This window comes from Desulfacinum hydrothermale DSM 13146, from assembly GCF_900176285.1.
Lineage (GTDB): Bacteria > Desulfobacterota > Syntrophobacteria > Syntrophobacterales > DSM-9756 > Desulfacinum > Desulfacinum hydrothermale.
Window position 1 is genome coordinate 20,468 of sequence record NZ_FWXF01000007.1, and the last position, 16,132, is coordinate 36,599.

Consider the following 16,132-nt stretch of genomic DNA (forward strand, 5'->3'; position numbering starts at 1 on the left):
CCTTAGCCCTTTCTCCTCTCTAGGAATCGTCGAACCGCCTTCCAAGCCTGGGCGGTGGAGGCCCTTCGCACCTCCGGCCACAAGAGGCGGCACTCCTCGTAGCCAAGTGGTCGCACGGCCCGCCAGGCCCTCGCCTCGTCCCAAAGGTGCGGGGCCCGGATCCGGCCCGGCGCCATCTCTTTCTTTTCCAAAAGCTTGACGTAGATGAGGCTCTTGGCGGCAAGCTCGTCGGCTTTCGCTCCCTCCCAACGGGGATGGAACACATAGCACAACGTCAACAGGTCGCCGGGTCCCAAGACCTGTTTTTTGCCCACCAGACGCCGCGCCAGCGCTTCCAGCGGCCAGAGCGCACGGACCCGGCTCGGATCCTCGACCTCCTTCCTGAGATCCGTGTAGAGTGCCCAGTGTATGTAGCCCGCCTCCACGTACAACCGACCCGTGCGTCGGGCCAACCGCGCCACCGCACGGGCCCGCATCGCATCCCTCAGCTTGATCCGGACCGCATCCGCCCGGGCGAAATCCTTGACGGCCTGCACCACACTCGGAAAATCCCCATCCATCGAGCGCCGATAATAGTTGAGGAGCGTTCCAAAAGCCCGCCGTTCCACCTTGTGGACCCGAGCCTCTAGGCTCTCAGGGGCCAGGGCGCTTGAATCGCCCCCTTCGGCAAAGAATTCATGGAGAGCCACCAGGGCTTCCAGGTAGGGCTCCACCTGCACGATCTCGATTCCCGCCTCATACAAGCGTCTGTAGAGGCGGCAGGAGGCCTGGGCAAAGACGGGAAACTCGTACTCCGTCTCTTCCAGATATTCTTGCACGTCCATCCGGCCGTCCAACATGGCCTGAAAACTGGGATGGGGAGGTTCCTCCAGCACCACCATCTGGTGGGTCGCCATCAGCTCCTCCACCGCCGGAAGGACCTCCGTTCGATGCGTGGAAAAGGCCAGGCTGATCATGCCCCTGAACCCGGCATCTCTTGAAGCGATCGGATGAGTCGGCGATTGGCGGCCGGAAAGGCGTAACGGCCCAGATCCCGGGGATCCACCCATCGCCCCTGCTCGGCGGCACGGGCCGTCACCTGCTGCCCGGAAGGACGCAGCCGGCAGGAGTACGCATGGAGCGTCACCCGGAATCGAGTGTAGGCATGCCGGATCCGGCCGATCTTTTCCTCGATTTGCACGTGCACTCCCAGTTCCTCCCAAAGTTCCCGAGCCAAAGCCTGGCGAGGCGACTCTCCGTCCTCGATCTTCCCCCCCGGAAATTCCCACATCCCGGCGAAGAGTCCTCCCGCACGCCGCTTTTGGATGTAGATTCTTCCCCGGTCCCAAAGCACCGCCACCGCCGTCTGAATTTCTTCCAAACGAGGCCGGGGAGGCCGAACGGGCCGATCTTCCACCGTGCCAAGCCGGAAAGCCCGGCAATGGGAGACCACAGGACAGCTGGGACACTGGGGATCGGAGGGTGTGCAGACGAGGGCCCCCAGTTCCATGAGGGCCTGGTTGTACAACCGGGCCTTGCCCTCCACGAGCCAATCCGTTGCGGCGCGCAGCACCTCCCGGCGGCCTTCCGCCGACTTGATGGGACATCCCAGATCCAGAAGGCGCGCAACCACTCGCTCCACGTTGCCATCCACCACCGGCACATCCCGATTGAAGGCCAGGCTCAAAATGGCGGAAGCCGTATAGGGTCCCACTCCGGGAAGTGCCAGGAGTTGCTGTCGGGTGGTCGGCACCTCTCCCTGGAAGCGCTCCACCATGAGACGCGCCGCCTTGTACAGGTTTCTTGCCCGGGTGTAATAGCCCAGCCCCTCCCAGTAAAGGAGGACCTCCTCTTCGTTACTGGCCGCCACCGACGCCACGTCCGGAAAGCGTTCCATCCATCGAAGGTAGTAGGGAATCACCGCGGCCACCTGGGTTTGCTGGAGCATGATCTCTGAAACCCACACCCCGTAGGGAGAATAGTCCCGCCGCCACGGCAGATCCCTCTGGTTGACCCGAAACCATTCCACCAACTCCCGCCCGATCAGCTGCGGATTTTCCAACTCCCCGTTCCTCTCGGTCATCTCCCGTTCGCCATACCCTTCGCACCCACCCAGGCCGGGCGCCCCTGCACTTCTCCGCCTACAGGAAGGTTTGTGTTCCTATCCCGGCATATTGGAGGATGGATCAAACCCCACCCGCGCGCAAGCGCAAGTTCCAAACCCGTTGGAAACGTTCACCTCCCGCCTCCACCCGCATGCCGAAAAGAGGCCCAGGAGCCTGCCCGAGAATGCCCGGGTTGCTCCTTGCGAGCCCCAACCTTCTCACCGCACCCCTTCTGATCATGGCGTGCCAGCGGTGCCCCGAATTGACTTTTGGGTCTTCCTATGTTGATTAGACAAGAGCCACATCCAAGGGATCCACGCACCGCTTTGTGGCAATTTCATGGCATTGGACCTGTCCTATTCCGAGGAGCAACGCGGATGATCCTGAAAAAATCCCTCTGGTCCTGGGCGCTCACACGTTGCCGGGGCCTCCAGGCCCTGCTTCTCCTGCTCATTGTCTTCACGGTCTTTTTCAGGGTTTTCCCCCTGGAGATGCAAAAGAGGATCGTCAACGAGGCCATCCGCTTTCGAAAGATTGATACCCTTTTTCTCTACTGCGGTCTCTACATGGGTGCCGTTTTGCTGGCCGGCATCCTCAAGTACGCCATCAACGTGTTACAGGGCTATATCGGCCAAAAGATCCTTTTAGAAATGCGCACCGGCCTCTACCAGCACGTCCTGCAACTGCCCATCGGTTTTTACAGGCGGACCCCTCCCGGCATGGTCATTTCGGCCCTCACGTCGGAGATTTCTTCAGTGGCGGAATTTCTCGGCAGCGCCGTGGCGGTCCCCGTGGTGAACGTCCTCACACTGGGTACCTTCGGCGCCTACATGTTTTACCTCAACCCCTTGCTGGCTCTCCTGAGCCTGTCCATCTATCCCTTTGAGATCGCCATCATTCCCTTCCTGCAGCGGCGTTTCAATCGCCTCAACAGCCAGCGGGTCACGGAAAGGCGGGCCATGAGCAATGCCGTGGGCGAAGCCGTATCGGGGATCCATGAAATCCACGCCAACGCCAGTTATCAGCTGGAAAGTGAAAAAGTGGCCCGCTTTGCCAAGAAATTGTTCCAGCTACGCCACCGCATGAACCTTTTTAAGTTCGGAATCAAATTCACCAACAACTTCTTCCAGAGCCTGGGGCCGTTTCTGCTTTTCCTGCTCGGCGGTTATTACAGCATCCAGGGCCACTTCAGCCTGGGCGCCTTGGTGGCCTTTCTTTCCGCCTACGAAAAGCTCTACGACCCCTGGAAGGAACTCATGGACTTTTACCAGAATTATCAAAACGCCGCCGTTTCCTATGGAAGAATCCAGGAGGCGTTTGACGTCCAACCGGAGTTCAGGCTGCTGGCGCGGGATAAGAAGCTCGTTGCCCTTTCCGGCCATCTGCAGGTGGAAGACCTGTTTTTTGATGTGCACGGCAAGATTCGCCTCCTGGAACAGATCAATCTGGAACTCCAGCCCGGTCAGCGTTTGGCGCTGGTAGGCCTTTCCGGAAGCGGCAAGAGCACCCTGGCCATGATCCTGGCCCAGCTCTACCGCTACGAACATGGCCATGTCTACTTGGACCACCATGAGTTGCGGGAACTGGCCAAGGCGGAGGTGATCCCACACCTGGGTTTCGTGGCTCAGTATCCATTCATCTTCGACGGATCAATCCGGGAAAACATTCTGTACGGGTGCCGCGCCCTGTCCACCGTGGCCGGGAAGACGGCACCGGACGACGACCCCGGTTCGGAAGAGATCCTTCACATGGTGGACCAAGTGGGCCTGACCGACGACATCCTTCGCTTCGGGCTCAATTCGCTGGTCGGGGCGGACTGCTGCCAGGATCTGGTCCACAAGGTCATCCGAGCTCGGCACCGACTCCACGATGCCTGGGGCTTGGAACTGGCCGATTGCGTGGAGTTTTTCCAAAAAGGGACCTTCATGGAGCATAGCAGCATCGCCACAAATATCGTTTTCGGTTATCCCAGCGGCGAGGGCCGACCTTGCGAAATCCTGCCCAAGAGCCCGCGCTTTCGGGCTTTCCTGCAAGAGAAGGGTTTGTTGGAGCCTCTGCTGGCGCTTGGCCTGGACGTGTCCCGACGGACCGTACCGCTCATGCGTGATCTGGGCGATGATCCCTTTTTCTTTCAACAGTCTCCCATTCCCCCGGAGGAATTGGACCTCTACCAGGCCATCATGGAGCATTACAAGGAAGAACACCCAGCCTTTCAGCCCCGTGATGTGGAACCCCTTCTCGCCCTGGCCTTGAGGACCGTTCCCGGAAAGCACAAGATGGTGACCGTGCCTCGCGAACTCCGGGCCAAGATCCTGGAAGCCCGTCCCCTCTTCCGGGACTACTGCAGCCGAAAGGATCCCGAGGCTTTTGTGTATTATTCCGAAAACGAATACCTGCACAGCCGCACCCTGCTGGACAACCTCCTCTTCGGGCGGCTCAAAGAGGACGGATCCTGGGCGTGGGACAAGGTGATGAAGGCGGTTGTGGATCTGCTTCACGAAGAAGACCTCTACGATCGGGTCCTGGAGCTGGGGCTGGAGTTTCAGGTGGGCAGCAAAGGGGATCGCCTCTCGGGAGGCCAGAAACAAAAGGTGGGCATCGCCCGGGCCTTGCTCAAGAAACCTCGGCTGCTCATCATGGACGAGGCCACGGCCAGCCTGGATATGGCAAGCCAGCATCGCATCCAACACTATCTGGACGTGGAATTGCGCGGCAAGGCCACGGTTGTTTCCGTGGCTCACCGACTGGAAACCATCCGCGACTATGACCTGATCGCCGTCATGAAGTCGGGCCAGATCGTGGAAATGGGCAGGTATCAGGAACTGATGGAAAAAAGGGGGCTGTTCTATGAGCTCGTCCGAGGAAACGACTAAGGGCTCCGGCATTCCGGAAGAAGGCACGGAACACGTGTGCGAGCTGGACCGGAATGTGGAGATTTTGAGGCGGGTGGACACCTTCGCCGGCTTGCCGTTGGAACGCCTCAAGGTCTACGCCCTTCTCTGCCATCGACTCCGTATTGAAAAGGGTCAATTCCTTTTCCAGCAGGGAGAACCCGCCGATAAGGCTTACGTCGTCATCGAAGGGAAGGCGCAGATCATACGCCAATACGAAGACCACAGCTTCATCGTGCACGAACTCCATCCCGGCGACTTCTTTGGCGGGCTGGCACTCTTGGCTAATGTGAAAAGACTCTTCGGTGTGCGAGCGGCCGAAGATTTGGAGCTGCTCAGCATCGACCGGGAGAGCTTTCGAAAGATTCTGCGCCAATTTCCTGAGCTGATCGAAAAGATTCTGGATGTGATGATCGGAAGGATCGTCGCCACGGAAGAAAAACTTCTGGAATACCATATCCACGAATGTGTGATCCATTGAGGGGGAAGGCCATGACCGAACAACGGAAGGCGTCCAAGGTACGTTCCCTTTTCATCGATGATCTGAACGATTACCAACAATCCCATGCGGAAAAGGACTATGTCTTGATTGACGTACGGGAACCGGCGGAATATGAAGCGGGCCACATTCCCGGAGCCGTGCTCCTTCCGCTGAGTACCCTGGAAGGGCGCGTGCACGCATTGGATCCCCGTAAGGAACTGCTCTTCTATTGCGCCAGCGGGCGGCGTTCCCAAGCCGCCACCCTGCTGGCCGAGGACGCCATCCCGGACGCCAAGGCTCTCATCAATTTGCTCGGTGGCTACTACGCGTGGGAAGGAAAAGAGCTTGTGGATTTCCCACGTCTCACCATCTTCCACCACACCGACGATCCGCGCCAGGTTCTGCACCAGGCCATGGACCTGGAAAAAGGTGCTTGGCTCTTTTATTCCCACGCCCAGGAGCTGTTGAAAGACTCGCCCATGGGCGAAACGGCCAGGGCTTTGGTGGACTTGGAACGCACCCACGCCCAAGTCCTCTACCGCCTCCTGGCCAGACACTATCCGGAAGACCCCCTCCCGCCCTTCCAGGAGCTCTTCCAATCCCTGGAGGGATCCATCATGGAAGGGGGAACTCCATGGCCCGAAGCGCTGGGGCGTCTGCAAGGTTCCGCCCCCGACGACTGCGTTCCGTTCGGCGAACTGGCATTGGAGATCGAGTACGCCTCCTACGATCTCTATCGAAACGCCGCCGTTGTGACCGTGGGCGAACCGGTCCGGGAAATCTTCTTCGATCTGTCCGCACAAGAAAAGGGCCACGTGCGGGTTATCGCCAAGACCTTTTCCAAATGCTTTCCCGAGGCGCATGGCTGAAACGGCTGGGGATGAGCCCCTGTTGCATGGCGCAACCTGAACAGGTGAAAGGGGATCGCTCCTGGTTCACCTAAAAGCGGGCCAGATCGCGATGCGGACCGCCGGCAAACCGGCTCTTTCAAGGAGGCCGCCTGCCTGGTGGCCCTCTCCAACCAGGAAGGGTGGTGAGCTGCGCCCGGACCGTTGAGGAAGAAAAGAGCATCCACGGACTACTCCCTTTGTCCGGAGGACGCAGCCCGACGGGTATTGCATGAGCCCACCTCCTGCGCCGCTGAAGCCTGGCCGATATGAAGATCACGCAGATCTCTTGATGTCCCAAGGGGCTTGGAACCTGTCCGAGAACGCCCAGGTTGCTCCCTGTGCGCCCGTGCGGTGGGTCTAGCCAGGCCGCCGCCGTAAGGGCGGGTTCCGAACCCGCCCCGACAAGACCGTCTGAGAATTCAAAAAGCACCTCGGAGCCGGTGGAATTTCAACTGCTGAGAAAGCCACAAAAGGGCGAGAGGCCAGTGTCAGACAGGCTCCTTGGCGATTCTCCATCAGCCTCCAGACCCGAATGGTTCCAAGAGACGAACAACGCCCGGAGGATTCCTTTCTTCGGGGAACGCGCCACGTTGTGCCCACCGCAGTCAACCCGGCGCACACCTTGACTCGGCCGCTTGGATTTGTTCGATTTCCGTAGAAGCCAACGTCGACCCAGAAAAAAAGGACAGGCCATGGTGGCTTTCCCCCTCAAAATGCCCATAGGCAAGCTCCGGGAAGCGACACCGGCTCACTTTCCGGAGCACTGCGCCTTGTAAACCCGCCGTGACGAGTCAGGAACCACCGTTCCGGACCGCCGGAAGAAAGGGGGAAACCATGTATATCCTGCAGACCGATCTGTTTCGTGACCTGGACAACCAGATCATCCGCCGGTTTATGGATGAATCCGAAAAGGTCACCTTTGAGGCCGATACGATCCTTTTTCGGGAGGGAGATCCGGCCGAGTATTTCTATGTTTTTCTCAAAGGACAGGTAAAGCTGAGTCTGGAAGAGGGAAGCTTTGTGGCTTATCTGGTGAGCAAGCCCGGCGAGGTGTTCGGTTGGTCCAGCCTTCTGGAAAGGTCCGCTTATTCGGCCACCGCCACGTCCCTTTCGGAAACGCGCGCAGTGCGCATTCCAGGTGCTAAGATGCGTGAGATCCTGGAAAGCCAGCCCGAGAGCGCCATGCGGTTTTACCGGCGTCTGGCCAAAACGCTCGGGGCTCGGCTTCTCAAGGCCTATGAGGCCGTCACCTCCGTCTCCCGGGCCCACAGCGCGGAGTCGCACGGCACCGGGCAGATTCTTTCCATGGATCTACCTCACTGATCCCCCCTCCTTTCCCCAGCCGCCGGCCCCATCCGGCGTCGGCGGCGACTCCACCCTTGCACCCGCATGGAGATTTGTTTACACAAAGTTGCGTTGAAAAGATCCTCTCGCTTCGTGGAAGGCCGCAAAACGCGATGGCCCAGTCGGAAGGGGAACTCGCATTTTGACACGGATCCCGGATCTACAACTCCCGCAAGGAAACAGCTTATGGAAAACACCACCCTCACGGCATTGGATGGTATCCGCGTAGGTCACGCGGAGACGAACACCGGGCTTTCCGGCTGCACCGTGATCCTTCTGGACCAAGGCGCCCCGGCCGGCGTGGACATCCGGGGTGGCGCCCCGGGGACCTATGGCACGGAGGGCCTGAATCCCATCCACCTGGTGGATCGCGTCCACGCCGTCTTTCTGACCGGCGGAAGCGCCTTCGGCCTGACGGTGGGTGACGGTGTTCGCCGTTACCTGAAAAGCCGGAACGTGGGTTTTCAAACCGAATACGGGGTCGTTCCCATTGTGTGCGGGGCGGTCATCTTCGATTTGGGCATCAACCAGCATGGAGATCCCCCGGACGCCGACTTGGGCATCCGAGCGTGTGAAGCAGCCACCACGGCCCCGGTGGAAGAAGGCTGTGTGGGCGCCGGATGCGGGGCCACGGTGGGCAAGCTCCTGGGGCTGGATCATGCCATGAAGGGAGGGCTGGGCTCCTGCTGCATGAGGAACCCTTCCGGTCTTCTGGTGGGATCCCTGGTGGTGGTCAATCCCTTCGGTGACGTGGTGGACAGGCGTTCAGGACGCATCCTGGCGGGGTGCCGAACGGCTCCGGAAAGCCGCGATTTCCTGGACTCTCAACAGGCGTTGGAAGACAGGTTGCGTCTGCGGGGGTTTTCCAGCGGGCAAAACACCGTTCTCGGCGTTGTCGCCATCAACGCCGCCTTGAACAAGACGGAACTCACCAAGGTGGCCCAGATGGCCCACGACGGCCTGGCTCGAAGCATCGTGCCCTGCCATACCCAGGTGGATGGGGATACCGTTTTCGCCTTGAGCTGCGGGCATCTCCAAGGGGTGGATGTGAGCATCGTGGGAAGCCTGGCCGCCCAATGTTTGGAGACGGCCGTGGTGCGCGCGGTTTGGGCCGCCACGAGCCGGGGCGGGCTTCCGGCGGCGCGGGATCTTTGCCCGCCCGACCAGGCGCGGGACCGCTCTGGAAGCTAGTCCTCCAGGCCCTTGGCCCGTAGCTCCCGTTCAATCTGAATTATTTTTCGTGCCAGTCGTTCTTTGGCCTGTTTTTCCATCCCCGAGAACTGGACGGCCACCTCCTTGGCCCCCCGTTGGGGCACCCCGGGACCAGGATCCCCCAACCGCACCACGAAGGCCTTGAACCGGTGCGCCTTGTCATCCAGATGCAGGGTCACGTCCACGCGCTGTCGGAACTGGGGTAGGGGGCGCATGGTCGTGAGAAACCTGGCGCCCCCGGTGGATATGTCCAGGATATTCACCCGATTGCCTTCCACATCCAGGGCAATCCCACTGGTGATGGGAGGGCGCACACGGAAGGCCATGCGCAGATTGAAGGGCTCCACGGGCCCCACGATCCGCATGATGGCAGCCGGAACGGTTGTGCCTTCGCGAAGAGCGTAGCGATCCCGCAGGCTTTCCAAGTAGGCGGAGACCCCGAAGCGACTCTTGCCCCCTTGGTCACGGACGACTAAGGTCACCGTGCATTTCTTGCCCACATGCTTTTCCTGGAAATCCGGGGAAGGTCGGGAGACCACGATGAGCTCGCCATCCACGTCGAAGACGGTGGCCTTTCGGGCATCGATGACCTCCCGGTTGAAATCCACCCTGGTGACGATGTCCACGCTGAACCCGGGCCGAATTTCCTTGGACGACCGCTTCTGCTCCGCCAAGAGGAACCATCCCTCCTTCGCTACCATTCAGCTGGGCTATGGCTCATGGCTTCACAACCTGATCCTCGTGCCGGCCACTACCCCGGCACGCCCACCTAACAACCTGCCCAACAATGGCTTTTTGGGGAATTTCCAACTCGTTGCAATGCCACTGGGCCCTGTGGCCCTTTATGAGTTTTCGGACAAACGCCTAACCGTTCTTTGCCGCAAAATCTTTCATCCAATTCACCAGGGCTTCCACGCCTTCCAAGGGCATGGCGTTGTAAATCGATGCCCGACATCCCCCCACCGAGCGGTGGCCTTTGAGCCCCCCCAAACCGTTTCGCTGGGCTTCCTCAATGAAGGCCTTTTCCAGCTCTTCGCTCGGAAGCCGGAAGGTAACGTTCATCCAGGAGCGGGATGCGGGCTCCGCCGTCCCCCGATAGAAGTCCTGGGCATCCAGGTACCCGTAGAGGAGCTCCGCTTTCCGGCGATTGATTTCCTCCATGCGCTCCAATCCGCCGATCTCTTCTTCCAGCCACTTGAGCACCAAGCCGGTAATGTAAATGGCGAAGGCCGGCGGGGTGTTGTAGAGTGAATTCTTTTCCGCATAGGTGGTGTATTTGAGCATGGTGGGAAGCTCAGCGGGGACACGTTCCAGCATGTCCTCGCGAACGATCACCAGGGTCACGCCCGCCGGGCCGGCGTTCTTTTGAGCCCCCGCGTAGATGAGGCCGAACGGCGAGGGATCAAAGCGACGGCTGAAGATGTCCGACGACATGTCGCTGATGAGGGGTACTTTTTCCGCTTTGGGAAATTCCCTGAACTGAGTGCCCCGAATGGTGTTGTTGGACGTGATGTGCAGAAAGGCCGCCTCCTCGTCCACGGGTATATCGGTGGGGATGTAGGTATAGTTCCTGTCCTCCGAAGAAGCTATCACCCGCACGTTCTTACCCTGAATGCGCGCCTCTTTGATGGCCTTGGTGGACCAGGTGCCCGTGTCCACATAATCCAAAGGCTTGTCTCCCGCCGAAAGATTCATGGGCGCGAGACAGAACTGCAGACTGGCACCCCCTTGCATGAAAAGCACCCGGAACCGCTCGTCCAACCCCAGGAGCCGCTTGGTGCGCGCCACGGCGTCGTTCAAAACCTCATCGAACCATGCGGATCGATGGCTCACCTCCAAAATGGACATTCCGGATCCCCGGTAATTGAGCAGTTCCCCCTGTGCTTGTTCAAGCACCGGGAGAGGAAGGGCAGCGGGACCGGGATTGAAGTTGTAAATGCGGTGACTCATCGGGTGCCTCCCACATGAATAACCATTGTGAAGATGCATCAATAGGGTTTGCCAAACTTTGGAAATTTCAATGACTGACCGCCTCACGCTACCCACGGCGTCCCATTTTGTCAACGTTCTTTTCCCCTTACCGGCCTCACAGATGTGCAGTGGGTGTGTTGCGCGTATCGTACATCGCAACTCATTGAAACCTGCCCGGGTTCTTGTGTATGGAAGGAAGGGACCGCGTTTCACATCCTATGGAGTCCACTACGGAGGCCCGACGCCATGGATCCCTTGACCTCCTTGGCCCGACCGGAACGGATCGGCGACCGAACCCTTCCCGTCATTGAGGATACCGCCCTACTTTCCTGGGCCCTCGACCAGGGGCTCGCCCCCTGGGAAGCCCAGCAGCGGGCCCTGGAAGAAGGCCTATTGCCGGTCCGTTACACCAAGAACGTCTGGGCCCTCAGCATGGAAGAGCAACTGCGGTTGGCCCAGGCCACCGCCTTCGTTTGCGGCTGCGGTGGTCTGGGCGGCACCATCCTGCAACTGCTGGCGCGGGCGGGAGTGGGCCACCTTCGCTTTTGCGACGGCGACACCTTCGCCCCCTCCAACCTGAACCGGCAATGGTTTTCCAGCTCGGACACGCTGGGCCAGCCCAAGGCGGCGGTGGCTGCGGCCGTCTGTCGCCGGCTCAACCCCTTTGTCCGTCTCACGGCCCTGCAGCTGGTGCTGGACCAAGACACCGCCGAGCGGTCCATTGCCGGCGCTCAGGTGGTGATCGATGCCGTGGACAACCTGGCTGCCCGATTCCTTTTGGACCGCACCCGAAAGAGCCTGCGCATCCCGTTCATCCACGGGGCCGTGGCGGGTTGGCTGGGACAATTGACCACTTTTCTACCGGAATCCCCCTTGACTTTGCGGAGCATATATGGCGACCGTCTGGAGCGCGATCCCTCGGAAGCATCCTTGGGAGTCCTGGGCCCGACGGCGGCCGTCATCGGCAGCCTGGAGGCCTTGGAAGCCATTCGAGTGCTCGCCGGACGGGCTCCGGCCCATGCCGGACAGCTTCTCTATTTCGACGGAGAATCGGGTTCCATCCATGTGGTCCCCTTGGCTTCGGGGGATGGGACGAACGATTCTTCGCCGGCCTGAACGGCCCAGCCTCGGCGGGCGCTCGGGGATGGCTTCCCGGCCGGAGGGTGCACCGCGGCGTCCTACGAGCCATGCCCCATGGAGGGTGGCCACGATGGAGCCAAGGTCTTGACGGAGAAACGATAGCGGTTCGAAACGCAGATGCACACGCACACCAGGAGGTGACACACATGGACTTTCAATCTGTTCAGGCTCCCGCCCCACAATGGGAAACGGACATTCTTATCTTCTTCTGCACCGACGATTCCGACCCCCTTTTACCGGGATTTCGCCGGTGGATGGACGAACACGCCCCCTGGCTGAAGCAGACCAAGGCCCTGGAAGACATCCGGGGCAAGCACAAAGCGACCACCGTGCTCTACGCCCCCGAGCCCGGTCCGGCACCCCGAATCCTGGTCACGGGCCTGGGAAAACGTGAAGAGTGCACCTTGGAAAAATTGCGCCAATCCGCGGCGGCCGCCGCGCGCTGCTGCCGGGAGCTCAGAGTGGACCGTGCGGGGTTGCCCGCGCAAGCGCTGGAGGGCCTGGCTTTTTCCTTGGAAGCCGGGCTTCGTGAAGCCGTGCTCGCCTTCACCTTGGGTCTCTATAAAAACGATCGACTCAAGACCCGAAACGGCGAGGAAAAGACTCCCGATCTCCCCGCCCGACTCACCCTCTTTCACCAAGAACCTTTGCCCGAACTTGCCGGAATGCTCGAGGAAACAGCAGCCGTCATCCAGGGCATCACAACCGCGAGGGACCTCACCACGGAGCCTTCCAACCTGGTAACCCCCATCCGCATGGCCCAACGAGCCGCCGAGATCGCCCAAGCCTACGGCATGCACTTCGAGGCCTTCGATCTGGACAAGGCCCGGGAGCTGGGCATGGGGGCCTTCGCGGCGGTGGCCCAAGGAAGTCGGGAACCGGCCCGATTCATCGTTGTGGAACACGCCCCAGCGGGCACCGAAGCCCAATCCCCCATCGTGATGGTCGGCAAAGGGATCACCTTCGACACGGGGGGCATCTCCATCAAGCCCAGCGCCAAGATGGAGGACATGAAGCGGGACATGGCCGGCGCCGCCTCCGTTCTGGGCGCCATGGAATGCATCGGCCGCTTGGGCCTGCGGCGTCGCGTGGTCGCCCTTTTGCCCTGCACCGAAAACATGCCCGACGGCAAGGCCTATAAGCCCGGGGATGTGATCAAGACCCATGCGGGCCTGACGGTGGAGGTCATCAGCACGGACGCGGAGGGTCGCATGATTCTCTGCGATGCTCTGAGCTACGCCCAGAAGTACCAACCCGCGTGCATCGTGGATCTCGCCACACTCACCGGCGCCTGTGTGGTGGCCCTGGGAGACCGGGTGGCCGGCCTCATGGGCAACCGTGACGACTTTCTCCAGAAGATCAAGGATGCCGGCGACCCCGTGGGCGAGCTCTTCTGGCCCCTGCCGCTCTACGATTTCTATTTTGAAGAGATGAAAAGCGACGTGGCGGATTTCAAGAACGTGGGCAACCGGCAGGCGGGCGCCATCATCGGAGGCATGTTCCTCAAGCAGTTCGTGGACGACAAGACTCCCTGGGCCCACATGGACATCGCCGGCACCGCCATGGCGGAAAAGGATCTGGGCTGGATCCCCAAAGGGGCCAGCGGCTTCGGGGTGCGAACGCTGGTGGAGCTGGTAAAAGGCTGGGACGCTTGGCAAATGGGTTGAGCGGACCCTGCGTCGGGAAAAAATCACGCCGCCCAAGGAGCCTGTGCGAGAACGACCAGGTTGCTCCCTTGTTGGACGGACGGCGACTTGGGGCTAGCAGCCGGGGCCGTGCTGCCGGCCTGGCCTTTCAGCAGTAGGGGCGGGCTACGAACCCGCCCCCACAAGGGTGTCTGCAGAAAGCACCTCGGGACCGTTGGAATTTCAACTGGTCAGAAAGCCACAAAAGAGCGAGAGGCCATTGTCAGACAGGCTCGTAGCAGGGCGATTTTCGCCGTTGCAACGTGCGCGCTCGGAAAGAACACGAGAGGGACGGATCCCTTTGTCGCCGCGGGGTTTCTGCCCCGCGGCCGCCGCCCTTCTCCCCTCAAGAAAGACTCGTCACGACCCTCCGAGACGATCGAAGGCATGGCCCCCGGGGCTCCCTTGTCACTCCGCCTGCCCCGACGCGTTGCGCACCTCCTTTTCGATCGCCCGAAGCGCGTCCCCTTCCACCACTTCCTTTTCCAGAAGGTCCTTGGCCAGCCGCTCCAGGTACTCCCGTTTTTCTTTCAGGATGCGCCCCACCTTTTCGTGCGCATCATCCAGCAACCGGGAGATCTCCTCGTCGATCTCCTGCGCGGTCTTTTCGCTGAATTCCCGCGCCCGTGGCGCCGCTCCCGTATCCAGAAAGGGCGAGCGGGGTTCGCGGGCAAAGGTAACCGGCCCCAGCTTTTCGCTCATGCCGTATTCCATGACCATGCTCCGAGCGATATCCGTGGCCCGTTGCAGATCGTTTTGCGCACCCGTGGACACATCGCCGAAGACGATCTCTTCGGCCACACGGCCTCCCAGCAATACATAAAGGCGGCTTAGGAGCTCTTGGCGCGTCATCAGGTACCGATCTTCGGTGGGCATCTGCTGGGTGTAGCCCAAGGCCGCGATACCGCGCGGGATGATGGAGACCTTGTTCACCGGATCCGTGTGCGGTACGCTCATGGCCACCAGGGCGTGGCCGGCCTCGTGGTAAGCCACGATCTCCTTCTCTTTCGGGTTGATGGCCCGGTTCTTCTTTTCCAGTCCACCGATAATCCGATCGATGGCCTCTTGGAACTCGGCCATCCCCACCTTGTCCTTGCTGCGGCGGGCCGCCAGCAGGGCCGCCTCGTTCACCAGATTGGCCAGATCGGCTCCCACGAAACCCGACGTCATGGCCGCCACCATGTGAAGGTCCACATCGTCTTCCAATACCACGTGACGGGCATGGATCTTCAGGATGGCCTCCCGGCCTCGGATATCCGGCTTGTCCACCGCCACGTGCCGATCGAAACGCCCGGGCCGAAGCAGGGCCGGGTCCAGGATCTCCGGCCGGTTGGTGGCCGCCATGATGATCACCCCCGAATTGGCTTCAAAACCGTCCATCTCCACCAACAGCTGGTTCAGGGTCTGTTCGCGCTCGTCGTGACCGCCCACGGGGTTCATACCCCGTGCCTTGCCCAATGCGTCCAATTCATCGATGAAGATGATGCAGGGAGCGTTTTGCTTGGCCTGGGCAAAGAGGTCCCGCACGCGAGCGGCTCCCACACCCACGAACATCTCCACGAAGTCGGAACCACTCATGCTGAAAAAGGGCACGCCGGCCTCACCCGCCACCGCTTTGGCCAGGAGCGTCTTTCCCGTACCCGGGGCGCCCACCAGCAGCACCCCTTTGGGGATCTTGCCTCCCAGCCTCTGGAACTTTTCGGGATTTTTAAGAAACTCCACGATTTCCCCAAGTTCCGTCTTGGCTTCTTCAATCCCGGCCACGTCGTCGAAGGTGACTCCCACTTCCTTTTCCGCATAGATCTTCATCCGCGCCTTGCCGACGGAAAGCACCCCTTGGGGCCCGCCCATCCGCCGCATGAGAAAGCTCCAAAAAGCGATGAAGAGAGCCATGGGCAGCAGCCACGACAAGATGGCTTCCAGCCACTTGTTTTCCAGCCGGCCGGTGTAGGAGATCCCCTGTTGGTCCAGGAGATGGACCAGCTCCGGGTCTTGGACCCGCACGGTCACAAAGAACCGGCCGGCCAGATCCCCTTTGACGATTTCCCCTTTGACTTTGTGCGGTCCCAGGATAACGTTACGCACAGCCCCTTCCCGAACCAACTGCTTGAAATGCGAATAGGGCAGTTGGACCTTCTGCTGCATCAACATTTGGTCCTGGAGCCAGGAAATGACGAGAAGGGCCAGAAGAAAGTACCAGAAGGAAAAGTGCATCTTGCGCCGGGTGGGATCCGGGGCACCGCCACTACCCATGGAATCCTTGATGCGGTTCATCATGCCCTGGAATCCTCTCTGCTCCTCTTCTTTGCGTGCCATAGCGCCTCCTCCACACATCCCACTATCGGGCATATTCAGAGCCCCACCACGCCATAAGGCATCAAGACGATTCAGAGTTCGCCCTGGATGCACACAGCCGTTTTCTTTGACACTTTAA

The 16,132-nt window shown here is 60.5% G+C and carries 12 protein-coding genes; 7 read left to right on the forward strand and 5 right to left on the reverse strand.

Annotated elements, in window-relative coordinates; all coding sequences use genetic code 11:
• Nucleotides 1–2 precede the first annotated feature (2 nt).
• Together B9A12_RS07685 and mutY are read right to left on the reverse strand one after the other, a co-directional pair.
• Nucleotides 3–896: a hypothetical protein gene (locus B9A12_RS07685; RefSeq protein ID WP_170920433.1), complete on the reverse strand. Its 894-nt coding sequence runs from the start codon at nucleotides 894–896 to the stop codon at nucleotides 3–5.
• Nucleotides 897–952: 56 nt separating this feature from the next.
• Complete coding sequence (mutY, locus tag B9A12_RS07690; protein WP_084057315.1) at nucleotides 953–2,062, reverse strand: A/G-specific adenine glycosylase; 1,110 nt, start codon at nucleotides 2,060–2,062, stop codon at nucleotides 953–955.
• 399 nt (nucleotides 2,063–2,461) lie between these two features.
• On the opposite strand from mutY, the gene B9A12_RS07695 reads away from it, so the two are divergent.
• The 5 genes from B9A12_RS07695 to B9A12_RS07715 all read left to right on the forward strand — a co-directional run bounded on the left by B9A12_RS07695 (nucleotide 2,462) and on the right by B9A12_RS07715 (nucleotide 8,881).
• Nucleotides 2,462–4,957 carry an ATP-binding cassette domain-containing protein gene (locus B9A12_RS07695; RefSeq protein WP_084057316.1) on the forward strand — a complete coding sequence of 832 codons (2,496 nt, stop codon included), beginning with the start codon at nucleotides 2,462–2,464 and terminating at the stop codon, nucleotides 4,955–4,957.
• The gene (locus B9A12_RS07700; protein ID WP_084057317.1) at nucleotides 4,932–5,456 is read left to right on the forward strand and encodes a Crp/Fnr family transcriptional regulator; all 525 of its coding nucleotides are present in this window, start codon (nucleotides 4,932–4,934) and stop codon (nucleotides 5,454–5,456) included. Before B9A12_RS07695 ends, B9A12_RS07700 begins: the two co-directional genes overlap by 26 nt.
• Nucleotides 5,457–5,467: 11 nt before the next feature.
• A complete protein-coding gene (locus tag B9A12_RS07705) occupies nucleotides 5,468–6,325 on the forward strand; it encodes a rhodanese-like domain-containing protein (RefSeq protein ID WP_170920434.1) in 858 nt (285 codons plus the stop codon).
• An 855-nt stretch (nucleotides 6,326–7,180) separates the two neighbouring features.
• On the forward strand, nucleotides 7,181–7,669 hold the full coding sequence (locus B9A12_RS07710) for a cyclic nucleotide-binding domain-containing protein (RefSeq protein ID WP_084057319.1): 489 nt from the start codon (nucleotides 7,181–7,183) through the stop codon (nucleotides 7,667–7,669).
• A 207-nt stretch (nucleotides 7,670–7,876) separates the two neighbouring features.
• Nucleotides 7,877–8,881, forward strand: coding sequence for a P1 family peptidase (locus B9A12_RS07715; protein WP_084057320.1), 1,005 nt, complete (start codon nucleotides 7,877–7,879; stop codon nucleotides 8,879–8,881).
• Here B9A12_RS07715 and B9A12_RS07720 read toward each other — a convergent pair.
• Together B9A12_RS07720 and serC are read right to left on the reverse strand one after the other, a co-directional pair.
• Entirely contained in the window at nucleotides 8,878–9,576 is a 699-nt protein-coding gene (locus B9A12_RS07720) for a PilZ domain-containing protein (RefSeq protein ID WP_170920435.1), read from the reverse strand. The genes B9A12_RS07715 and B9A12_RS07720 overlap by 4 nt on opposite strands.
• A 190-nt stretch (nucleotides 9,577–9,766) precedes the next feature.
• Nucleotides 9,767–10,852 (reverse strand): 3-phosphoserine/phosphohydroxythreonine transaminase, encoded by a 1,086-nt coding sequence (gene serC, locus B9A12_RS07725; RefSeq protein WP_084057322.1) that lies wholly within the window; start codon nucleotides 10,850–10,852, stop codon nucleotides 9,767–9,769.
• 267 nt (nucleotides 10,853–11,119) lie between these two features.
• Between serC and B9A12_RS07730 the strand changes: the two genes are divergently transcribed.
• Nucleotides 11,120–11,989, forward strand: a complete 870-nt coding sequence (locus tag B9A12_RS07730; RefSeq protein WP_084057323.1) for a HesA/MoeB/ThiF family protein — start codon at nucleotides 11,120–11,122, stop codon at nucleotides 11,987–11,989.
• A gap of 170 nt (nucleotides 11,990–12,159) precedes the next feature.
• Entirely contained in the window at nucleotides 12,160–13,680 is a 1,521-nt protein-coding gene (locus B9A12_RS07735; protein WP_170920436.1) for a leucyl aminopeptidase, read from the forward strand.
• 426 nt (nucleotides 13,681–14,106) lie between these two features.
• On the opposite strand, the gene ftsH is transcribed toward B9A12_RS07735, so the two are convergent.
• Nucleotides 14,107–16,014 (reverse strand): ATP-dependent zinc metalloprotease FtsH, encoded by a 1,908-nt coding sequence (gene ftsH / locus B9A12_RS07740; protein WP_084057325.1) that lies wholly within the window; start codon nucleotides 16,012–16,014, stop codon nucleotides 14,107–14,109.
• Nucleotides 16,015–16,132 lie beyond the last annotated feature (118 nt).